Source organism: Phytopseudomonas flavescens, from assembly GCF_900100535.1.
GTDB classification, from domain to species: Bacteria; Pseudomonadota; Gammaproteobacteria; order Pseudomonadales; family Pseudomonadaceae; genus Aquipseudomonas; species Aquipseudomonas flavescens.
The window spans coordinates 74,694-94,122 of sequence record NZ_FNDG01000004.1; the positions used below are offsets into that span (position 1 = coordinate 74,694).

The following is a 19,429-nucleotide window of genomic DNA, read 5'->3' on the forward strand; positions in this document are numbered from 1 at the left end:
AACAGATGAAGGAATAGCGCCATGCAAGACTGGCAGCATTCGGTGATCTACCAGATCTACCCGAAGAGCTTCTACAGCCAAGCCGGCAACCCCACGGGCGACCTGCTCGGCGTGGTCGCCAAGCTCGATTACCTGCAATGGCTGGGTGTCGACTACCTGTGGCTCACGCCTTTTTTGCGCTCGCCACAACGCGACAACGGTTACGACATCAGCGACTACTACGCCATCGACCCCAGCTACGGCAGCATGGCCGACTGCGAGCTGCTGATCGCCGAGGCGGGCAAGCGCGGGATCAAGTTGATGCTCGATATCGTGGTCAACCACACCTCCATCGAGCACGTCTGGTTTCAGCAGGCGCGCAGCAGCCTCGACAGCCCGTACCGCGACTTCTACATCTGGCGCGACCAGCCGAACAACTGGGAATCGAAATTCGGTGGCTCGGCCTGGGAGTACGAGGCGCAGACCGGCCAGTACTACCTGCACCTGTTCGACCACACCCAGGCCGACCTCAACTGGGACAACCCCAAGGTGCGCGAGGAAGTCTTCAGGATGATGCGCTTCTGGCGCGACAAGGGCGTGGGCGGTTTCCGCCTGGACGTGATCAACCTGATTTCCAAGCCGGCCGATTTTCCCGAGGACGCCAGCGACGGGCGCCGCTTCTACACCGACGGCCCGCACGTGCATGAGTACCTGCAGGAAATGCACCGCGAGGTGTTCCAAGGCCAGGAACTGATCAACGTCGGCGAGATGTCTTCCACTTCGCTCGAACACTGCATCCGCTATTCGCGCCCCGACTCGCAAGAGCTGTCGATGACCTTCAATTTCCACCACCTGAAGGTGGACTACCCCAATCAGCAGAAATGGGTGCATGCCGATTTCGACTTCCTGGCGCTCAAGCGCATCCTCTCCGACTGGCAAACCGGCATGCAGGCTGGTGGCGGCTGGAATGCCTTGTTCTGGTGTAACCATGATCAGCCGCGGGTGGTGTCACGCTTTGGCGATGACGGCGAATACCGGGTGCACTCTGCAAAGATGCTCGCCACCGCGCTGCACTTTTTGCAGGGCACGCCGTTCATCTATCAGGGTGAGGAGCTGGGCATGACCAACCCGGGCTTCGACAGCATCGAGCAATACCGCGATGTCGAGACCCTGAATATCTATCGCCTCAAACGCAACGCTGGCGAGAGCGCTGCAGCGATCATGGCCACCATCATGCAGAAGTCCCGTGACAACGGGCGCACGCCGATGCAGTGGAGCAGCGAGGCCAACGCCGGCTTCAGCATGGCCGAACCCTGGATAGGCGTGGCGCGCAATGCCGCGCAGATAAACGTCGCCAACCAGTTCGACGACCCCACATCGGTATTGCACTACTACCGTCGGCTGGTCGCTTTGCGCCGCCAGGAGCCGCTGATCCAGCAGGGTGTCTATCGCCAACTGCTGCCGGAGCATGAGCAGGTGTGGATCTACCTGCGGGAAAGTGAACACGCCCACGAACGCCTGCTGGTGGTGAACAACTTCTACGGCACCGCGTGCGAAGTCGAGCTGCCTGAGCGGGTGATCGATACCGCCAGCCGCCAGCGGGTGGTGATCAGCAATTATCCGGACTGCCAAGCGCGGGGGCGCCAGCTGTACCTCAGGCCTTACGAATCGTTCGTCCTGCACCTCGAGGACAGCTGATCGCTGCCACGCATGCCTTCGCTGTTCTAAGCCTCAACCCAATAAGAAAGACAATGGAGTGGCGCTTGAAAACAAGAATGAATGGCGGCCTTGCCGCCTCCTGTGTCTGCCTGGTGATGCCGTTTGCCGCGCAGGCACTGGAGTTCGCCGGCTACCTGCGCAGTGGTGTCGGCAGCACCGGCAACGGCCACTCGCAGTCATGCTTCAGCCTGCCCGGTGCGCAGTCCAAGTATCGGCTGGGCAACGAATGCGAGCAGTACGCGGAGCTGGAGTTGCGCCAGGACCTGTTGACGCTCGACGACGGCTCGGTGTTCAGCGTCGACGGCATGCTGTCGCTGTTCAACGAATACGACCGTGACCTGACCTTTCAGGGCGACAACGGTGCCGTACGTCTGCCGCAGCTCTATGCCCACTGGTCAAACCTGCCCAGCCTCAATGGCGGCTCGCTGTGGGCCGGCCGGCGTTACTACAAACGTAACGACATTCACATTTCCGATTTCTACTACTGGAACCAGAGCGCCACCGGCGGCGGTATCGAGGACGTGAAGATCGGCGACCTGGAGTACAGCTACGCCTTTTCCCGCAAGGACAATCTTTACCAGAAGGACTACATCACCCGGCACGACTTCAACGTCGCAGGCTTTCGCACCAACCCCGGAGGCGAGCTCGAGTTGGGCTTGAGCTATATCGACAAACCCAGCCGACGCGACACCCATGCCGGATGGGCGGTTACCGCCCAGCACGTGCAGCAGCTGTTTCTGGGCGGCAAGAACACACTGGCGCTGCAATACGGCGAGGGCCCCGGCACCGGCCTGGGCTATACCGGCAACGTCGGCCTGGACGACAACAACAAGAGCTACCGAGTGGTGGAGTTCTTCGACTGGCAGGTAACGTCGCGTTTCGGTGGCCAGTTCCAGGCGCTCTACCAGAAGGACATTCGCCCGGATGGCAACGACCAGCAGTGGATTTCCCTGGGCGTGCGCCCGGCCTATGCGATCACCGAACAATTCAAACTGGTGGCCGAGCTGGGTCACGATCAGGTGCAGGCGCCAGGCGGTACGCGCAAGTTGAGCAAGTTCACCTTCGCGCCCACCTGGTCGCCAAAAGGTCCGGGCTTCTGGGAGCGACCGGAGGTGCGCCTGTACTACACCTATGCAAGCTGGAACGCAGCGGCCCAGCGCGCGGCCAATGACCTGGCCCAGGGGTCGGCGTTGTCCGACAGCGGCGAGTTCGGCTCGTCGCTGCACGGTTCCAATGCCGGGCTGCAAATTGAGTACTGGTGGAAATAAGCGATGTTGCCGCAGTGACCTTGCAACATTCCAAGAACAAAACCGCAGGTGAAGCCATGAGCGTACCTCAACCCTTGCAATTGCTGGCACCGCTGTCCGGGGTGCTGGTGCCCCTTGATCATGTGCCTGACCCGGTGTTCGCCAATCGGGTGATCGGTGACGGCCTGTGCATCGACCCGACGTCGCAGACCCTGTGCGCGCCCCTGGCGGGCGTGGTCAGCGATCTGCAAGCCAGTGGCCACGCCATCACCCTTACCCATGAGGGCGGCGCGCAAATATTGCTGCACATCGGCCTGGATACCGTGAACCTGGCCGGCAAGGGCTTCACCGCCCTGGTGGAAAAAGGCCAGCGCGTCGAGGCTGGCCAGGCGTTGATCGAGTTCGATGCCGACCACATCGCCGTGCACGCGCGCAGCCTGATGACGCTGATGCTGGTGGTCAGCGCCGAGCCGTTCAGTACGCTTGCCGCCGCGAGCGCCAGGGTGGTCAGTGGCCAGCCGTTGTTGGCGCTTGGCCGCGGCGAGCAAGCGGCCACTGCGCCGCTGAATGAAGGCGAGGCGCTGTTCTCGCAACCGATCAGCCTGCCCAATGCCAATGGCCTGCATGCCCGGCCTGCAGCGGTGTTCGCCCAGGCCGCCAAGGGCTTCCAGGCCGATATCCGCTTGCACCGGCAGCAGGACAGCGCCAACGGCAAATCGCTGGTGGCGATCATGGCCATGCAACCGGCCCTTGGCGACATGCTGACGATCAGCGCCACCGGTGAGGATGCCGCAGCGGCCATCGAGACGCTCAGCCAGTTGCTGGCCGATGGCTGCGGTGAGCCGGTGGCACCGGTCGCGGTCAGCGCGCCGGCCATCGAGCCGGCGGCGAAGACCTCGGCGATGTCGCTGCATGGGGTCTGTGCTTCAGCAGGCTCCGCCCTTGGCCAGGTGGTCCAGGTGGTCGAGCGCAAGCTGGACATTGCCGAGTCCGCCAGCGACCCACGCGCCGAGCTGCGAACGCTGGATCGCGCGCTGGCAGAGGCGCTGGCTGCCTTGCAGAAGCTGCGCGATGAGGCGGCAAGCGAGGCACAGGAGGAGATCTTCAAGGCCCATCAGGAGCTGCTGGAAGACCCGAGCCTGCTGGAGCAGGCCCGCCTGCTGATCAGCCAGGGCAAGAGCGCCGCCTTCGCCTGGAACTCGGTGACCGAAGCGACTGCCGAGCTGTTCAAGGCCAGCGGCAACCGGTTTCTGGCCGAGCGTGCACTGGATCTCGCCGATGTCGGGCAGCGGGTACTCAAGTTGATTCTGGATGTGCACGACAGCGCCTGGGTGCTGCCTGAGCAGGCCATCCTGGTTGCCGAGCAACTGACTCCGTCGCAGACCGCGGCACTGGATACCCGCAAGGTGGTGGGCTTTGCCACGGTAGGCGGCGGGGCCACCAGTCACGTCGCGATCCTGGCCCGGGCGCTGGGGCTGCCGGCGGTCTGCGGGCTGCCCCACGAGGTACTGGCCCTGGCCGACGGCACCCGGGTACTGCTCGATGCGGACAAGGGCGAGCTGCATCTGGATCCCGATCCTGTTTCCATCGAGCAGTTGCAGGCCGAGCGCGAGCAACGAACCCTGCGTCATCAGCGCGACCTCGAGCAGGCCTCGCTGGCCGCCACCACCCGCGATGGCCATCGCTTCGAGGTAACGGCCAATATCGCCTCGCTGGCGGAAGCCGAGCAGGCGCTGGAGCTGGGCGGGGAGGGCGTAGGGCTGCTGCGTTCCGAGTTTCTCTACCTGGAGCGCGGCAGTGCGCCCAGCCAGGCCGAACAGGCGGCCACCTATAGCGCCATCGCTCGGGCCCTGGGGCCGGAGCGCAATCTGGTGGTGCGCACCCTCGACGTTGGCGGGGACAAGCCGCTGGCCTACGTGCCGATGCAGGCCGAGGCCAATCCGTTTTTAGGCATGCGCGGCATTCGTCTGTGCCTGGAGCGCCCGCAACTGCTACACGAGCAGTTGCGCGCCATCCTGGCGAGCAGCGGCCTGGCGCGGCTGCACATCATGCTGCCGATGGTCAGCCAACTGTCGGAATTGCACCTGGCCCGGCAGATCCTCGAAGAGGAGGCGTCGAGCATCGGCCTCACGACGCTGCCCAAGCTCGGCATCATGATCGAGGTGCCGTCCGCGGCATTGATGGCCGACGTGTTCGCGCCAGAAGTCGACTTCTTCTCGATCGGTACCAACGACCTGACCCAGTACACCCTGGCGATGGACCGCGACCACCCACGGCTGGCCAGCCAGGCTGACAGTTTTCATCCGTCGGTGCTGCGCCTGATCGCAACCACCGTGAAAGCCGCCCACGCCCATGGCAAGTGGGTCGGCGTCTGCGGTGCCATGGCCTCCGAGACGCTTGCCGTGCCGCTGTTGCTGGGCCTTGGGGTGGATGAACTGTCGGCCAGCGTGCCGCTGATTCCGGCCATCAAGGCGGCGATTCGCGACGTCGAACTGCGCGACTGCGAAGCCATCGCGCGCCAGGCGCTGACGCTGCAAAGCGCCGCGCAGGTTCGTGAAGCCCTGCTGTCATGGCGGCCATCGCCGTTACCCCTGTCACCTGTGCTGGAGAGCTGAGCATGTTCAATAAATTGCAAAGTGCCTTCTGGAAGGCCTTGACGCCGGATCTGGTGCCGGACGAGCCCAAGGTGACCACGGCGCCTGACACACTGCTACCGGCCAGCGTCGTCGAGGCCCTGGGTGGCGAGAAAAACCTCGCCTCGCAGCAGCGCGTCGCCATAACGCGCATCCGCGTGCAACTGCGCGACGCTGCTCAGCTCGACCAGGCGGCACTGGAGGCGTCTGGCATGCCCGCGGTCATGGTTCTGGATAAAGGCGTGGTACATGTGCTGACGCCGGTGGAAGTGCCGTTGGCTGAAACCGGCTGATGCGCGGCGTGCCGATCGAATGAGTGATGCCTCCGGCGGTTGGCCAAACCGGGGGTAACACTCCATAGCGTCTCCCGATGAGCTGCACTTATTTAGGTGCCTCGCAGAACACGTGCCACAAGTTGTTCAACACTTTCGTTAATTCCGACGATGCATTCGGTGGGTAACTGTTCTCTGAATTTGGTTCTTTAGTTCGTGGTGATAAATAAAAACCTTGAAAGACTGAAGGAGTAGCACAATGCAGCCGGGGGCTATTTTCATATCATTCGATGCCGTGGCGGTATCGGGTATTACGGTCGAGGCCCTGAAAGTGGCCAGGCAACTCGAGCGCAATGGCATCGCCTGTTATCTCGACGTGGGTTACGACATAAAGGTCGACAAAGGCAACTTCAACAAGCCATACGATGAAGAGAAGGAGATCTACCAGGGGGTGTTCACCCTTGTTCGTGTCGAGGGCATCGACGCCATTCCCCACTACACAGTTCCTTTCATCACACATTTGCATGAAGCGCTGATCGGGCAACGAGTGTCCGTTTCGCCTGAACAGGAAGCGCAACTTCTTGCCGCTGTGCATGAGTCGTCGCAAGCGTTGGCCCGGCGAATCCTCGAGTTGTGGGAATCGCTGAATATCCGATATGTGATCGTCGAAAACGGAACGCTGCCGGAAAACATCATCTACACCCGGGCGCTGTACCAGGCCATCGAAGCCTACGGCAAGGAACATGGCCTGGGAAGCTTCGTGATCTGGCGCGATCACGACCTGATGTGGAACAGTGAAAAAACGCTCATGAAGTATGGCCCCGAGCCTTACCCCCATGCCGTCAAGCCTGTGCGCTCGCCCTATATCCGGTACGTGACTCTCAATAACCACCTGAAAAACCAGCTCGAGCAATGGTGCGATCACCAGGTGCAGGTCGAGGTGCGCAAGAACACCTATGACTTTGAGCGGCAAGGCACGTACCGCAACATCAGGGAAGGCCTGGACATACGCGATAGCGATGTATTGATCGCCCGCACCACGCGCATCATTGCGCAAAAACGCCAGGATCGCGATATCTGGCTGATCTACCGGTTGAACCAGCTTTTCGCCCAGAACGGCAGTGGGCGCAAGGTGTACCTGGTGGTCGCCGGAGACCCCCAGGAGCACCCAGCTTACTTTGCCGCGTTGAATAAACAGGTCAGGGAACTGAACATCGAGCCGTTCGTGAAGTTCGTCGGCTCGTTATCCCACGACTGCATGCCGGCGAAGAAAAACGCGATCACCATCGAGGATCTTTATGACTCCTGCGATCTGGTTTCCTTTCTGACGTCCTGGGGTTATGACAGTTACGGCAACCCCATAGGCGAGTCCATCAGCAGCCAGCGTTGTTACATCACCACCCGCTACGAGTATTACCAGGAAGTGTATGGCCGGCACGGCTTCGAGGCGCCGATCATGAACATTTCACAAGCCAATGATGGGCTGCCGGATGAGGCATTCGTCGATGAAGTTTATCGACTGTTGAACGACAGGTTACTGATGAAAGACATCGCGCGGCGAAACTTCGTTATCGGCCAGCGCGTACTCGCCAATAACGTCGCCGGCATGCTGGACTTGAATGAACCCGGAGGAACTATGCGTGACACCATTTCTGTATCGGTCGTGCTGCCGGTTTATAACGAGCGTGACCGCATCGACACTGTGCTGGAGTCCCTGGTCCAGCAGCAGACCCGGGACGGCCTGATTACCCATGACAGCTACGAGTTGATCATCGTCGACAACAACTCCAGCGATGACTCGGTGCAGAAAATCAACGCCTTCAGGGCGCGCAATCCGTCTCTGGATATCCATGTGATCGAGGAGCGCGTTCAGGGTGTTTCGTCGGCGCGCAAACGGGGCATGGACTACGCCAGCGTGCGTTCGCGGCAGCGCGACCTGCGTCTGGGCACCAGCAGCAGGCACTACATCGCCTCCGCCGACGCCGACTGCACGGTGGACCCTTACTGGTTGCACGCGCTGATCAGAAAGATGGTCGATGAAAGCGCCGACCTCGGCACCTGCAACTATTACTACAACCAAGCTGCCTTTGGTACACGGCCGAACCTGTACGCCGAAATCGACAAGACGCTGCGTTGCCGCGAGATGTCGTTCTCGCTGTTCGGCGGCTTTCCCGACGGCAAGGGGTTTGCCGTCGAACGCACGCTCTATGACAAGGTAGGGGGCATCGAAATCTTCTACCAGTTGCAGAACGGTCGTTTCGTGGAGCACCTCTCCGATGACTGGGACTTCGGCATCCGGATCATCGCCTGGGGCGGCAAACCCGTGTATGCCCATGATTCGCGCATCGAAATCAACAGCCGCCGCGTGGACAGCATTCTGGAGGAGGTCATCAACGGCAAGGCCTATGGTCAGGACGGCATCATCATCATGAAGGATGTGCGCCCGAACGTGGAGCGGCAGCTGCCCACCCTGGCCGACACCAGCGCCGAGCAGTCGCGGCAGGCCTGGGACTACTCGATCAAGGATTACGTGCCCAAGAACATCGTGCTGCCGGCATTGCTCAACCCCCATATCCTGCTGGAAAACAGGGCCGTGCGGGAGTTCTTCGGCGGGCCGGTGGCCGACGGTCTCTACCAGCGTATCCACGAAATCAAATACGAATCACGGGTCATCGATTTCAAACCCATCCATGCCTACAAGACGCCGGCCTATCGCCTCTATTTCGAGTTTCGCGAAGAGCTCTTCAGCGCGCTGCGCCGTGCGGTGGGCGAGGACATCGGCCACCCTCCGGCGTTGCCCGACTGTTTTGCGGCCGTGAGGCCCGAGGACTTCCAGCGCTTCGTCTACTACTTCTGCGAGGACCGTGAATCCGGCGAAGCCCACAACTACTTTGCAAATGGCGGGGTATTCTGATGAACGTCGAAGCGCTGAACTCACTGAACGACATCGACCCCAACTATCCGCTGCCCAGGGTCCATGAGTTTCTCTGCCGCCCGCAAAACAGCGCCATGCTGGACTACGTATTCAACGATCCCTTTGGCTGCCACGTGTTCCCCGGCGATATCGCGGACTACCCGCTGGAGGGCTTCTTCGCGGACATGGACCGTGAAATCGGCCAGGCCCGGCAGATGCACCTGTGGGCCTACATCCCGACCTGTCGTTACCGCTGCCATTTTTGCCAGTACCCCACGGTCATCCTCAATCCCAAGGCCGCGTCGTCACAACAGGTGTTCGTCGACCTGGTGGACTACAACATCAAGGAAGCCAGGATGTGGCTGCAGAAGGTTCCGAGCCTGGCCAACGCGGAGGTGGGCGAATTCAATATCTTCGGCGGCACCCCCTCGCTGCTGCCGGAGCCGGAACTGCGCCGCCTGATGGATTTCTACCTGAGCCATTTCAATTTCTCGGCCGCCACCATGCGTTTCGAAGGCGAGCCGGGCACCCTGACGCGCGACTATCTGCTGTTGTTGAAGGAGCTCGGCTTCACCAAGATCAGCTTTGGCGCGCAGTCCTTCGACGACCGCATCATCTCCGCCTGCGGGCGCATGCACTCGGCCGAAGAATGCGTGCAGACCATCCACCATGCACGGGAAATCGGCCTGGACTGGGTCAGTGTCGACCTCATCTACGGCATGCTGGGGCAGGGCGTGGACGATGTTAAGTACGATCTGGAGAAGGTCCTCGAGCTCGAACTTTCCCATGTGGTCATCACCAAGCTGCACATGGAAGAGTTCATGAAAACCCGCACCGGGGTTTCCGGTGAACGGCAAAGCCACTGGCAAAGAAAAGGCCTGATCGGCACCGACAGCATGACCTTTCCAGGCCTGGGCAAGCAGTACCAGATGCGCGAGCTGGTCGAGCGCTACCTCGCCTCGGGCTATCGCGAACACCCGACCATGTACTTCCACCAGAACCACCAGCAGCCGGAGAAGTGGAAGGGACTCATCACCGATCTGCCAACCCAGTACCCGGAAGTGGCGATCGGCCTCGGGGGCAGCTCGAAGTGCACCCGTTCCGAGGCAATCAACATCACCGGCTACAAGAAATACAAGGAAGCGCTCGACGAAGACCGCCTGCCCATCGAAGGGAGCCGCGGCGTGTCGCCCCTGCAGCGTGAAGTCAACGCCTTCAAGATGGCGCTTTCCACGCTCATCCCCGTGGACGACCAGGTGTTCAGGCAGCGTTTCGAAGGCAGGAGCCTTTACGACAACCTGATCATCAGCCGCACGCTGGACACACTGGTGGAAAAGGCGCTGGTCACCGTGCTGGGCGACATGGTCAGCCTGACGCCCAACGGCGTGACCCTGGTCGAAGCCATCATCAATACGCAATTCGTCGAGCCGCATGCCTGAGGAGGGCCCGCCAATGAAACAGCCAGACGCGTCAGCCGTGCCGGTCTTCAGTCTCTACTACATCGCCATCGATACCGAGGCCGGGGTGACGCCCGAGCAGTTCGAACGCTTCGTGCGCGAGCGGGGCGTGCACATACCCTGTTATCCGGGCTGGAACTGGACCTTGCTGCGCGGCCTGCGCGGCGAGCGGGCCGGGCAATATCTCATGCTGTTCGAAATCGCCAGTGCAGCGCAGCGCGACCTGTACGTGGCCGCCGATGGCAACAAGACCCCGCTGGCACGCCAGTTCTGGCGCGAGCGCCCGCAGGCCCTGGATATACTCGGCCAATGGAAGCGCTATGGCACCTTCAGTGAACTGCCGACCCTCTACACCGACTACCGCCTGCTGGCAGAGAACGCCAGGAGTGACGTGCCCCGGGGCCCACGTTACCTGGAGCGCGCCGGGCAGGAGCCGGTCGCGCGGGTCATCGGCATTCACAACCTGGCGCTGCGCGCAGACGTCGAGGCGCACACCTTCGAGACCTTCATCGCCGAGAACCACCAGCGTATCGAGGACTACCCCGGCTGGAAATTCCGTTTGCTCAAGGGCGAGCGAGGCAATCGGCTGGACCAGTACGTGGTGATGATGGAAATAGCCAGTCTGCAGGCACTCGACGTGTTCTACCCGGAGCCGGATATCGCCACCGACCAGGCGGCGCTGTTTGCCCAGGCCCATCGTGACACCAAGCAGATGTATGAAGAGTGGAAGCAACTCGCTTCGTTTTCCGGCTCGCCACAGATCTATACCGATTACCTGTCGCTGGCGCAGAGCCTGGGCTGAGGGCAGGGATTTTCTTGCGCTTGCAAACCGGGGTGGGCTGCGCTGCATTGCAGCGTAGCCACCGCCGTTCATAACAAAGAACTAGAGTTTCCGGCCATGAATACAGCCTGCCCGAGTGTCGCCGCCAATCGCCTCCGGCAGCGTGCGACCCGCCATATTTTCTTTGTCGCCGGGCTCGGCATGGCGTCCTGGGCGCCGCTGATCCCTTTCGTCAAGTCCCATCTCGGCATCGACGACGGCACACTGGGCCTGTTGTTGTTCTGTATCGCGGCGGGCTCCATGCTGGCCATGCCGCTGGCAGGCCGCGCGATTGCGAGGTTCGGTTGCAAAACCCTGATCCTGATCTGCGCGGCGATTTTCTGTCTGGTGCTGCCCTTCATGATGCTCGCCGGCTCCGTCTGGGAAATGGCGGCTGCATTACTGGTTTTCGGCGCGGTCAATGGCCTGCTGGATGTTTCGATGAATGCCCAGGCGGTCGTCGTCGAGCGTGAAAGCGGGCAGGCCCGAATGTCCGGCTTCCATGGCTTTTACAGCATCGGCTGCGTGGCCGGCGCCGGCGGGGTCACCCTGCTGCTGTGGGCCGGGCTCACGCCGCTGCAAGCCATCGGCCTGATCGTGCTGCTGATCGCGTTTTTCACCCTGTCCGCCCGCGACTTCCTGCTGGCCAGGCGGGTCAGGGATAGCGGTGAGTCCGGCGGTACCTTACAGGCGCTGGCCCACCCCGGGGTCCTGTTCATCGCCGTGCTGTGCTTCTTCGTGTTCCTGATCGAGGGGGCCATGCTGGATTGGTCGGCGGTGTTCCTGCACGCCGAGCGCGGGCTGGAGAAGAGCCATGCCGGGGCCGGTTATACGCTGTATGCGATCGCCGTCGCCGTGTGCCGGTTGTACGGTGACCGCCTGGTCAACGCCTATGGTCGCCAGCGCATGCTGATGCTGGGCGGCGCCTGCGCCTCGCTGGGGCTGCTGCTGGTCGTGGCGATCGATCTGCCAGGCGTTGCACTGGCCGGCTTCGTGCTCACCGGCATCGGCCTGTCCAACATCGTGCCCATCCTGTTCACCGCCGCTGGCAACCAGCCGCAGGTGCCGTCGAGCTTTGCCCTGTCTGCGGTCACCTTGATCGGCTACACGGGCCTGCTAAGCGGCCCGGCACTGATTGGTGGGGTGGCCCGTCACTGGAGCCTGACCGCGGCATTCTCGGCAGGAATCGTGATCATGTTGCTCATTTGTGCCAGTGCCCGACGCATTGCCCGTCACGGCGCCGGCTGATCGGTGTTCTTGTCGCCTCACGTCGTTGCCTCGAGGAGCCCAGGGCTCCGTGCGGTGGCAACGTTTCCAGTGTCCCGTCGCCAACTACCAGGGAGTCATCATGAACCATTTATCCGCGCCTGTTTTCAGCCTGCACTACATCGGCCTCAACCTGAAGAAAGGTGTCACGGCCGAGCATTTCGAAGCGTTCGCCCGCGAACGCGGCATCGAGATTCCGGCTTACCCCGGCTGGCAGTGGACGTTGCTCAAAGGCCTGCGCGGTGAGCGGCAGCATCAATACCTGATGCTGCATGAAGCACCCAGCGCCGAGGACTACGCCCGCTACATCGACGCCAACGGCGATCACACCGCGCTGGCCGAGGCCTTCTGGCAGCAGCGCTCGCAGGCCCTGGAGCTGATCGCCGAATGGAAGACCTTCGCGACCTTCTCCGAGCGACCCACCATTTTCTCGCACTACGCGCTGGTCGCCGAGAATGCCCGCAGCACGCTGCCGGAGGGGCCCAACTACCAGGCGCTTGCCGGGCAGAAACCCGTTGCTCGGGTCGTCGGCATTCATAACCTTGCGCTGCGCCCCGGCGTATCCGCGGCGACCTTCGAACACTTCATCACCAGCAATATCCAGCGAATCGCCGACTATCCGGGGTGGAAGTTCCACATGCTGAAATGCCTGGGTGGCAGCCGCATCGACCAATACGTGGTCATGCTGGAAATCGAAAGCATGGAGTCCCTCAATGCATTCCACCCGGAACTCGATGTCTCTACCGATCGGGCCCTCGAGTTCGTGCGCGAGCATCAGGATGCGGAGCGTATGAACGAAGAGTGGCGCGAGCTGGCATCCTTTTCAGGCGCGCCTCAGCTCTATACGGATTACCTGACCATCGCTGGCAATGGCGGCTGATTGGGGCAGGGCGCCATCATGCATGCGCCCGCCCCAGGCCCCCCGGCCAACTGCCGCAGCTGGCGTCGGAAACGACCTGTAGCGGGCCGGCCGTCTCGGATGCAAGGTCAGTATCAAGTCACGCTGATGATTGTCGGCTTGGGATCCTGGGCATAGGGTATGGAAAATCGCGACGAGGCAGATCGTTAATGGACAGAAAGCCAACGTGGCCACTGACCCTCTATTTTGACGGCGAGTGCCCACTCTGCGCCCGGGAAATAAACACCCTTCGCGGGCGTGCCGCACCAGAGCGTCTGCGCTTCGTCGATATCCGTGATGAAGGTTTCGAGCCCGAATCCATGGCGCTCACCTTTGCCCAGATGGAGTCATTGCTGCACGCCAGGTTTGCCGATGGCACCTGGGTCACCGGCCTGGACGCAACGCTCTGGAGCTGGCGCGCAGCTGGCCTCGGCTTCTGGGCGGCACCCTTGTCGTGGCGCTGGGCCAGGCCGATGCTGAACGTCGCCTATCGGCTTTTTTGCCGCTGGCGCCCGCACCTGGCATGGCTGCCTCACCCTGATGGGGGCACCCGTTGCCAGGGCGACACCTGTGCGGCTGCCAAGGCCAAGCCTCCCCCGCGTAAACGGCCGCCTTTCGAAGAGCATTAAGCGCCACGCTCGATTTGTTGGCAGCCATTCGAGCGATTTTGCGCCCAGCGAAAGGAAGGCACCATCGCTCATGGCGAATGGTCAGAATCAAATCGCTTGCCTGGGATCCATCGCTGCCTTGTTGCCGTCGAAATCCTCGGGCTCCACGGGCGGCGCTTCGTCTGGCAGCGACGTCGGCTCGCTATCGGTGCCGGGGTCCAGGCCCTCATCGTCCTCGTTGGCGTGGTCTCTGCCCGGCTGCTGGGCCATGGGCTGTCTGACCGCACTCACCGAGCTCAGCCGAGTGGGAGTAGCAACGGCTTGGGGCGCGACATAGCCTGGGTTCCCCTGGTAGTGGGGCGTCCCATCTTTAAGACTCATAACTTTCATGACGGTGTACCTCGAAGTGGGCCAACGAGTTGGGCTACTTCATCCGAGCGGGGCCCGGTCAGTCCCGCGGATACCTGCAGGAGCGCATCAAACGGATCTGCCAACTGCGAAGTTACAAGAAGGGAATCTGCAGCGCCTGAGAACGACTTTTCGCTCTGCATCGCCGGCATCCAAGCATATCCGCCATTGGCGGTGGTGTTTTGCACTCCTCGCTCATACAGGAGCTCGAAAGCTTTCGCTATTACAGAGGCTGTCGAGTAGGTCACGACTGCCTTGGGAGGGGAACTGTCATTGCTTGAAAAGTATTCAGTCAACTCAGGTGCTAATGACTCTGGGCTACTGTTGCTGCAGTTTGCCATCAGGGCACATATGACGCTGCCTCGCACTCTCGGGTGCTGGTGTGACGATGGTGCCCTCTGCGCCGAGTGATGATGCAATCGGTCATGCAGGATAACGAAGGCAGATTCAGCCGATGTCTTGCAGGTCGCGGTTTGGGGGCCACAGGGAGGGGCGGAAGCCCGTTTGCCGGGTTTCCGCCTGTCGCAGTCAGAGGTCTTTCTTCAGTTCCTTGTCTATATGCTTGTCAGCCTTGTGTCGTTCCTTGCTGTCATGATCGATGCCTTTATCGATTTCCTTGTCGCTGTGTTCAACGCCTTTCTCGACTTCCTTGACATCATGCTCGACGCCCTTATCGAGATCCCGGTTGTCCTGGCGAATGCTTTTTTCGGTAGGGCTTTCCGCCACGGCTACTGGTGCCAGTGTCGCTGAAAGAAATATGGCGGCAGTCAGGCTAAGGGCGATATTGCGCATAGGGAGTCTCCATTTCGCTCAATGTCCAGCCCCTCATGGGCTGTTCACGTTTAAATCTAGTCAGAGAAACTGCGCGATGGTGCGCAGTTTGTCGGAATCTGCCATTGGTGCTGCAGCCTGTGGTGGCTACACTTGACGAGTAATTACGAGAAGGAACTCGATATGACTGCCATTACCGCGCCTGACCTTTCTCTCGCCGACATCGCCCGGGATATCGGCCTCGATTCGAACCAGATCGAGGCCTGGGTGACGCAGGCCAATCCCTTCTCGGACGGTAGCGGGTACACCCTGCATCTGCGCCTCGATACGCCGGCTGACGTGCTGGCGCTGTTACCCGGCAGCGATAAGGCCGGCCGCTTCGTGGTCGCGTATGAGGATTCGCTGGTGCGCCAGCGCCGCCGGGGCTGACCCGGCCTCTCGCAATTGCCAGCATGGCGGGGTATCCATGCGGCCATCCAGGACAGCGAGTCATCGATCGCAAATTAGGTTGAACCAAGCCGGGCGACACTGCGTCTCTGTAATAGCAAAGTGATATTGCTCGTGTGCGAGCACCACGGCATCGTCAGTTCGATGGGTGAATCATCGCGACATCGGCTGGGATGCCGTCTTACCACCGCGCTCGGAGCGCGGGCTGGCCCAACAACAAGTCTCCAGTTTTTTGATCACTTGAGTTTTGCAGTTGGAGCGATCCATGAATACCTGGTTTGGCAATATCGGCGTCACCTTCAAACTGGCTCTGGGGTTCGGCCTCGTGCTGTTCTTGACCATGGTCCTGGCCTTGACCGGCTGGACCAGCCTGAGCAGCGTGGTGCAACGCAGTGACCGCATGACGGACGTCAACGACCTCACCCACACCCTGACGGACCTGCGGGTCGCGCGGCTGCAGTATCTGCTCGCCAATGGGGCGCCGGCTGAGGCCGACAAGCTGCAACAGCAAATCCGCTTGCTCGCTCAGCGGCAGCAGGAAATCCTGCCGTATTTCCGTAACCCGGAGAACGTTCGGCTGCTCAAGGCGCAGGTCGCGGTGGTCGAGCAGTACCAGAAGTTCTATGACAGGACCAACGCCGTATATTCCACTGCCAACAAGACGCGTACCGAAATGGTCGACCTGGCGGATCGGGCTGGCGAACTGATCGACAGGGTCAAGAACGAAGTGGCCCGTAGTGCCGCTGGTGACCAGGCGAGTTTCGCGCGCTATCAGGCCATCGCGCAGACCAAGGACGATGTACAGACCCTGCGTTACCGCGTGCTCAGCTACACCGCGGACGTCAGCGAGCGCAGCGAGCAGGCGCTGAATCAGCAGATCGAGCAGGTGGGTCAGGGGCTCGATGCCCTGACGGCGGTATTCGCCAGCGATTATCGCGAGCAGATTCAGCAGCTCGAGGCGACGGTCACGGCCTATCGCAGCTTGCTGGGTACTTACCGTACCGCCACCGAAGAGCGTGTGGCGATGCGTGACGCCATGACCGCCCAGGTGCAGGATATCGTCAAGAGCAGCGACGCCTTGCTGCAGATGCAGGTGGCGCTGCGTGACAGCGATACGGCTTCTGCCAATAGCATGATGATCGGTGCCACGTTGCTGGCCTTGCTGGTCGGCATTCTCGCGGCCTGGCTGATCACTCGGCAGATTACCCGGCCGCTGCAGGAAACCCTAGACGCGGTGGAGCGTATCACCAGCGGTGACCTTTCCCAGACCCTGCAGGTCAGCCGCCGTGACGAGCTTGGGGTACTGCAGCAGGGCATCCAGCGCATGGGCAGCACGCTGCGTGAGCTGATCGCTGGCATTCGCGACGGCGTGACGCAGATCGCCAGCGCTGCCGAAGAGCTTTCGGCGGTCACCGAACAGACCAGTGCCGGGGTCAATAACCAGAAGGTGGAGACTGACCAGGTGGCGACGGCCATGCAGGAGATGTCGGCCACTGTACAGGAGGTTGCACGCAGTGCTGCCGAGGCCTCCCAGGCCGCTGCCGATGCCGATCACGAGGCCAGCCAGGGCGATCGGGTGGTGGCACAGGCCATCGCACAGATCGATCGCCTTGCCGCGGAAGTGACCCGCTCCACCGATGCCATGACCGAACTGCAAGGCGAGAGCAAGAAGATCGGTGGGGTGATGGACGTGATCAAGGCGGTAGCCGAGCAGACCAATCTGCTGGCGCTCAACGCCGCCATCGAAGCGGCGCGTGCCGGCGAGGCCGGGCGTGGGTTCGCCGTGGTGGCCGACGAAGTGCGCGGCTTGGCGCAGCGCACGCAGAAGTCCACCGAAGAGATCGAGGGCCTGGTCGCCGGCTTGCAGCAGGGAACCCAGCAGGTAGCGGCCATCATGCATGGTAGCCGGGAGTTGACCGACAGTTCCGTGGCGCTGACCCGCAAGGCCGGTGACGCGCTGGGAGCGATCACCCGCAAGGTGTCGAGCATCCAGGCGATGAACCAGCAGATCGCCGCCGCTGCCGAGCAGCAGGGTGCGGTTGCCGAGGAGATCAGCCGTAGCGTGGTCAATGTGCGCGATATTTCCGAACAGACCGCAGAGGCCAGTGAGGAAACCGCCGCGTCGAGCATCGAACTGGCGCGCTTGGGCAACCAGTTGCAGATGATGGTCAGCCACTTCCGCGTGTAAGTAGCCAGGCTGGAAACGTTGCCGCCATGCGCAGGGAGGCCGTCGTCCGTGACCGGGCGGCGGCTTCTCGCGTGGTGGGGAAGGCGTACTAGCATCTCTGGGCTCGATCACGTAATAGGCATTACCTATAGGGGCACTGTCTTTTTCCAATTTAGTCCTGACGATGGGCTCTCGTAGCCTTGTGGGAGCGCACGACGCGCTTGGAACCATAAAAAAACGAGGATTCATCCATGAAACCCAGGACTTCATGGGCACCCGCCCTTGGCTTGATGACGGCGACACTGTCCGCCTCCCTGTTCAGCTTTTCCGCTCATGCGGCACCCTTGACCCGCGACAACGGTGCGCCGGTCGGCGACAACCAGAATTCGCAGACCGCTAGCAGCACCGGCCCCACGCTGCTGCAGGACGCGCAATTGATCCAGAAGCTGCAGCGCTTCGACCGCGAGCGCATCCCCGAGCGGGTGGTGCACGCGCGTGGTACCGGCGCCCATGGTGAGTTTACGGCCAGTGCCGACATCTCCGACCTGACCCGCGCCAAGGTCTTCACCAAGGGCACCACCACGCCGGTTTTCGTGCGCTTCTCCAGCGTGGTGCATGGCAACCACTCCCCGGAAACCCTGCGTGATCCGCGCGGCTTCGCCACCAAGTTCTACACCAGCGAAGGCAATTGGGACCTGGTCGGCAACAACTTCCCGACCTTCTTCATTCGCGATGCCATCAAGTTCCCGGACATGGTGCATGCCTTCAAACCCGACCCGAACACCAACTACGGCAGCAACCGTACGCAGTTCGACTTCTTCAGCCACGTGCCCGAAGCGACGCGTACCCTGACGCTGCTGTATTCCAACGAGGGCACCCCGGCCACCTACCGGCAGATGAATGGCAACGGCGTGCACGCCTACAAGCTGGTCAACGACAAGAACGAGTACCGCTACGTCAAGTTCCAGTGGCGCAGCCTGCAGGGCATCAAGAACAACGACCCGCAGCAGTCCGAGCAGATCCAGGGCAAGGACTTCAACCACATGAGCCGCGACCTGATCACCACGATCAATGCCGGCGATTACCCGAAGTGGGATCTGTACATTCAGGTGCTCGAGCCGGCCGACCTGGCCAAGTACGACTTCGATCCGCTGGACGCCACCAAGATCTGGCCGGACGTGCCCTACAAGAAGATCGGCCAGATGGTGCTGAACAAGAACCCGGATAACGTGTTCCAGGAAACCGAGCAGGTCGCCATGGCACCGTCCAACCTGGTACCGGGCATCGAGCCGTCCGAGGATCGCCTGCTGCAGGGGCGGCTGTTCTCCTATGCCGACACGCAGATGTACCGTCTGGGTGCCAACCACGCGTTCCTGCCGATCAACCAGGCCAAGGTCGCGGTCAACAATGGCAACCAGGATGGCGCGGCGAACAATGGCCACACCACCACCGAGGTCAACTACGAGCCCAGCCGCATCAACCCGCGGCCTGCCAGTGAGCATGCGCGCTACAGCAACCTGCCACTGAGCGGTAGCACCGAGCAGAAGAAGATCCAGCGTGAGCAGAACTTCCAGCAGGCCGGCGAGCTGTATCGTTCTTACGACAAGAAGATGCAGGGCGACCTGATCGCCAGCCTGGGCGGTGCCCTGGCGGAGGCGGAAGACGACAGCAAGCACATCATGCTGTCGTTCTTCTACAAGGCCGATGCGCAGTATGGCGAAGGGCTGACCAAAGTCGCCAAGGGCGATCTGCCTCGGGTCAAGTCGCTGGCTGCCAAGCTGCAGGACTGACCCAGCGCCGGCCCACGCCGGTTACTCCGTGGC

General features: G+C 61.7%; 15 protein-coding genes. 13 read left to right on the forward strand and 2 right to left on the reverse strand.

What is annotated here, in order from left to right; translation table 11 throughout:
* Positions 1 to 21: 21 nt before the first annotated feature.
* The 10 genes from treC (at position 22) to BLR94_RS06470 (ending at position 13,834) form a co-directional block, all read left to right on the forward strand.
* A complete protein-coding gene (treC, locus tag BLR94_RS06425) occupies positions 22 to 1,677 on the forward strand; it encodes an alpha,alpha-phosphotrehalase (RefSeq protein WP_084303938.1) in 1,656 nt (551 codons plus the stop codon).
* A gap of 77 nt (positions 1,678 to 1,754) precedes the next feature.
* Entirely contained in the window at positions 1,755 to 2,966 is a 1,212-nt protein-coding gene (locus BLR94_RS06430; RefSeq protein ID WP_478212338.1) for a carbohydrate porin, read from the forward strand.
* A gap of 56 nt (positions 2,967 to 3,022) precedes the next feature.
* On the forward strand, positions 3,023 to 5,560 hold the full coding sequence (gene ptsP, locus BLR94_RS06435; protein ID WP_084304180.1) for a phosphoenolpyruvate--protein phosphotransferase: 2,538 nt from the start codon (positions 3,023 to 3,025) through the stop codon (positions 5,558 to 5,560).
* A gap of 2 nt (positions 5,561 to 5,562) precedes the next feature.
* Positions 5,563 to 5,871 (forward strand): PTS transporter subunit EIIB, encoded by a 309-nt coding sequence (locus BLR94_RS06440; protein WP_084303940.1) that lies wholly within the window; start codon positions 5,563 to 5,565, stop codon positions 5,869 to 5,871.
* A 238-nt stretch (positions 5,872 to 6,109) separates the two neighbouring features.
* Complete coding sequence (locus BLR94_RS06445) at positions 6,110 to 8,764, forward strand: glycosyltransferase (protein ID WP_084303941.1); 2,655 nt, start codon at positions 6,110 to 6,112, stop codon at positions 8,762 to 8,764.
* Entirely contained in the window at positions 8,764 to 10,203 is a 1,440-nt protein-coding gene (locus BLR94_RS06450) for a radical SAM protein (RefSeq protein ID WP_084303942.1), read from the forward strand. The genes BLR94_RS06445 and BLR94_RS06450 overlap by 1 nt, the downstream gene beginning before the upstream one ends.
* A 13-nt stretch (positions 10,204 to 10,216) precedes the next feature.
* Positions 10,217 to 11,023, forward strand: coding sequence for a hypothetical protein (locus BLR94_RS06455; RefSeq protein WP_084303943.1), 807 nt, complete (start codon positions 10,217 to 10,219; stop codon positions 11,021 to 11,023).
* A gap of 96 nt (positions 11,024 to 11,119) precedes the next feature.
* Positions 11,120 to 12,289 (forward strand): MFS transporter, encoded by a 1,170-nt coding sequence (locus BLR94_RS06460; RefSeq protein ID WP_084303944.1) that lies wholly within the window; start codon positions 11,120 to 11,122, stop codon positions 12,287 to 12,289.
* Between the two features lie 100 nt (positions 12,290 to 12,389).
* Complete coding sequence (locus BLR94_RS06465; protein ID WP_084303945.1) at positions 12,390 to 13,187, forward strand: hypothetical protein; 798 nt, start codon at positions 12,390 to 12,392, stop codon at positions 13,185 to 13,187.
* Between the two features lie 188 nt (positions 13,188 to 13,375).
* A complete protein-coding gene (locus tag BLR94_RS06470) occupies positions 13,376 to 13,834 on the forward strand; it encodes a thiol-disulfide oxidoreductase DCC family protein (protein ID WP_084303946.1) in 459 nt (152 codons plus the stop codon).
* 87 nt (positions 13,835 to 13,921) lie between these two features.
* Here BLR94_RS06470 and BLR94_RS06475 read toward each other — a convergent pair whose 3' ends face one another.
* Both BLR94_RS06475 and BLR94_RS06480 read right to left on the reverse strand, forming a co-directional pair.
* A complete protein-coding gene (locus BLR94_RS06475) occupies positions 13,922 to 14,104 on the reverse strand; it encodes a hypothetical protein (protein ID WP_139207421.1) in 183 nt (60 codons plus the stop codon).
* 645 nt (positions 14,105 to 14,749) lie between these two features.
* Positions 14,750 to 15,013: a hypothetical protein gene (locus tag BLR94_RS06480; RefSeq protein ID WP_084303948.1), complete on the reverse strand. Its 264-nt coding sequence runs from the start codon at positions 15,011 to 15,013 to the stop codon at positions 14,750 to 14,752.
* A 162-nt stretch (positions 15,014 to 15,175) separates the two neighbouring features.
* Between BLR94_RS06480 and BLR94_RS06485 the strand changes: the two genes are divergently transcribed.
* From BLR94_RS06485 to BLR94_RS06495, 3 genes are all read left to right on the forward strand, one after another.
* Positions 15,176 to 15,421: a PCI domain-containing protein gene (locus BLR94_RS06485; RefSeq protein WP_084303949.1), complete on the forward strand. Its 246-nt coding sequence runs from the start codon at positions 15,176 to 15,178 to the stop codon at positions 15,419 to 15,421.
* 283 nt (positions 15,422 to 15,704) lie between these two features.
* Positions 15,705 to 17,627, forward strand: coding sequence for a HAMP domain-containing methyl-accepting chemotaxis protein (locus tag BLR94_RS06490; RefSeq protein ID WP_084303950.1), 1,923 nt, complete (start codon positions 15,705 to 15,707; stop codon positions 17,625 to 17,627).
* Between the two features lie 269 nt (positions 17,628 to 17,896).
* Positions 17,897 to 19,396 carry a catalase gene (locus BLR94_RS06495; protein ID WP_084303951.1) on the forward strand — a complete coding sequence of 500 codons (1,500 nt, stop codon included), beginning with the start codon at positions 17,897 to 17,899 and terminating at the stop codon, positions 19,394 to 19,396.
* Positions 19,397 to 19,429 lie beyond the last annotated feature (33 nt).

Excerpts from the sequence above, each read along its gene's own strand:
- treC (WP_084303938.1), top strand. The coding sequence starts at position 22 with ATGCAAGACTGGCAGCATTCGGTGATCTACCAGATCTACCCGAAGAGC.
- BLR94_RS06430 (WP_478212338.1), top strand. The coding sequence starts at position 1,755 with ATGAATGGCGGCCTTGCCGCCTCCTGTGTCTGCCTGGTGATGCCGTTT.
- ptsP (WP_084304180.1), top strand. The coding sequence starts at position 3,023 with ATGAGCGTACCTCAACCCTTGCAATTGCTGGCACCGCTGTCCGGGGTG.
- BLR94_RS06440 (WP_084303940.1), top strand. The coding sequence starts at position 5,563 with ATGTTCAATAAATTGCAAAGTGCCTTCTGGAAGGCCTTGACGCCGGAT.
- BLR94_RS06445 (WP_084303941.1), top strand. The coding sequence starts at position 6,110 with ATGCAGCCGGGGGCTATTTTCATATCATTCGATGCCGTGGCGGTATCG.
- BLR94_RS06450 (WP_084303942.1), top strand. The coding sequence starts at position 8,764 with ATGAACGTCGAAGCGCTGAACTCACTGAACGACATCGACCCCAACTAT.
- BLR94_RS06455 (WP_084303943.1), top strand. The coding sequence starts at position 10,217 with ATGAAACAGCCAGACGCGTCAGCCGTGCCGGTCTTCAGTCTCTACTAC.
- BLR94_RS06460 (WP_084303944.1), top strand. The coding sequence starts at position 11,120 with ATGAATACAGCCTGCCCGAGTGTCGCCGCCAATCGCCTCCGGCAGCGT.
- BLR94_RS06465 (WP_084303945.1), top strand. The coding sequence starts at position 12,390 with ATGAACCATTTATCCGCGCCTGTTTTCAGCCTGCACTACATCGGCCTC.
- BLR94_RS06470 (WP_084303946.1), top strand. The coding sequence starts at position 13,376 with ATGGACAGAAAGCCAACGTGGCCACTGACCCTCTATTTTGACGGCGAG.
- BLR94_RS06480 (WP_084303948.1), bottom strand. The coding sequence starts at position 15,013 with ATGCGCAATATCGCCCTTAGCCTGACTGCCGCCATATTTCTTTCAGCG.
- BLR94_RS06485 (WP_084303949.1), top strand. The coding sequence starts at position 15,176 with ATGACTGCCATTACCGCGCCTGACCTTTCTCTCGCCGACATCGCCCGG.
- BLR94_RS06490 (WP_084303950.1), top strand. The coding sequence starts at position 15,705 with ATGAATACCTGGTTTGGCAATATCGGCGTCACCTTCAAACTGGCTCTG.
- BLR94_RS06495 (WP_084303951.1), top strand. The coding sequence starts at position 17,897 with ATGACGGCGACACTGTCCGCCTCCCTGTTCAGCTTTTCCGCTCATGCG.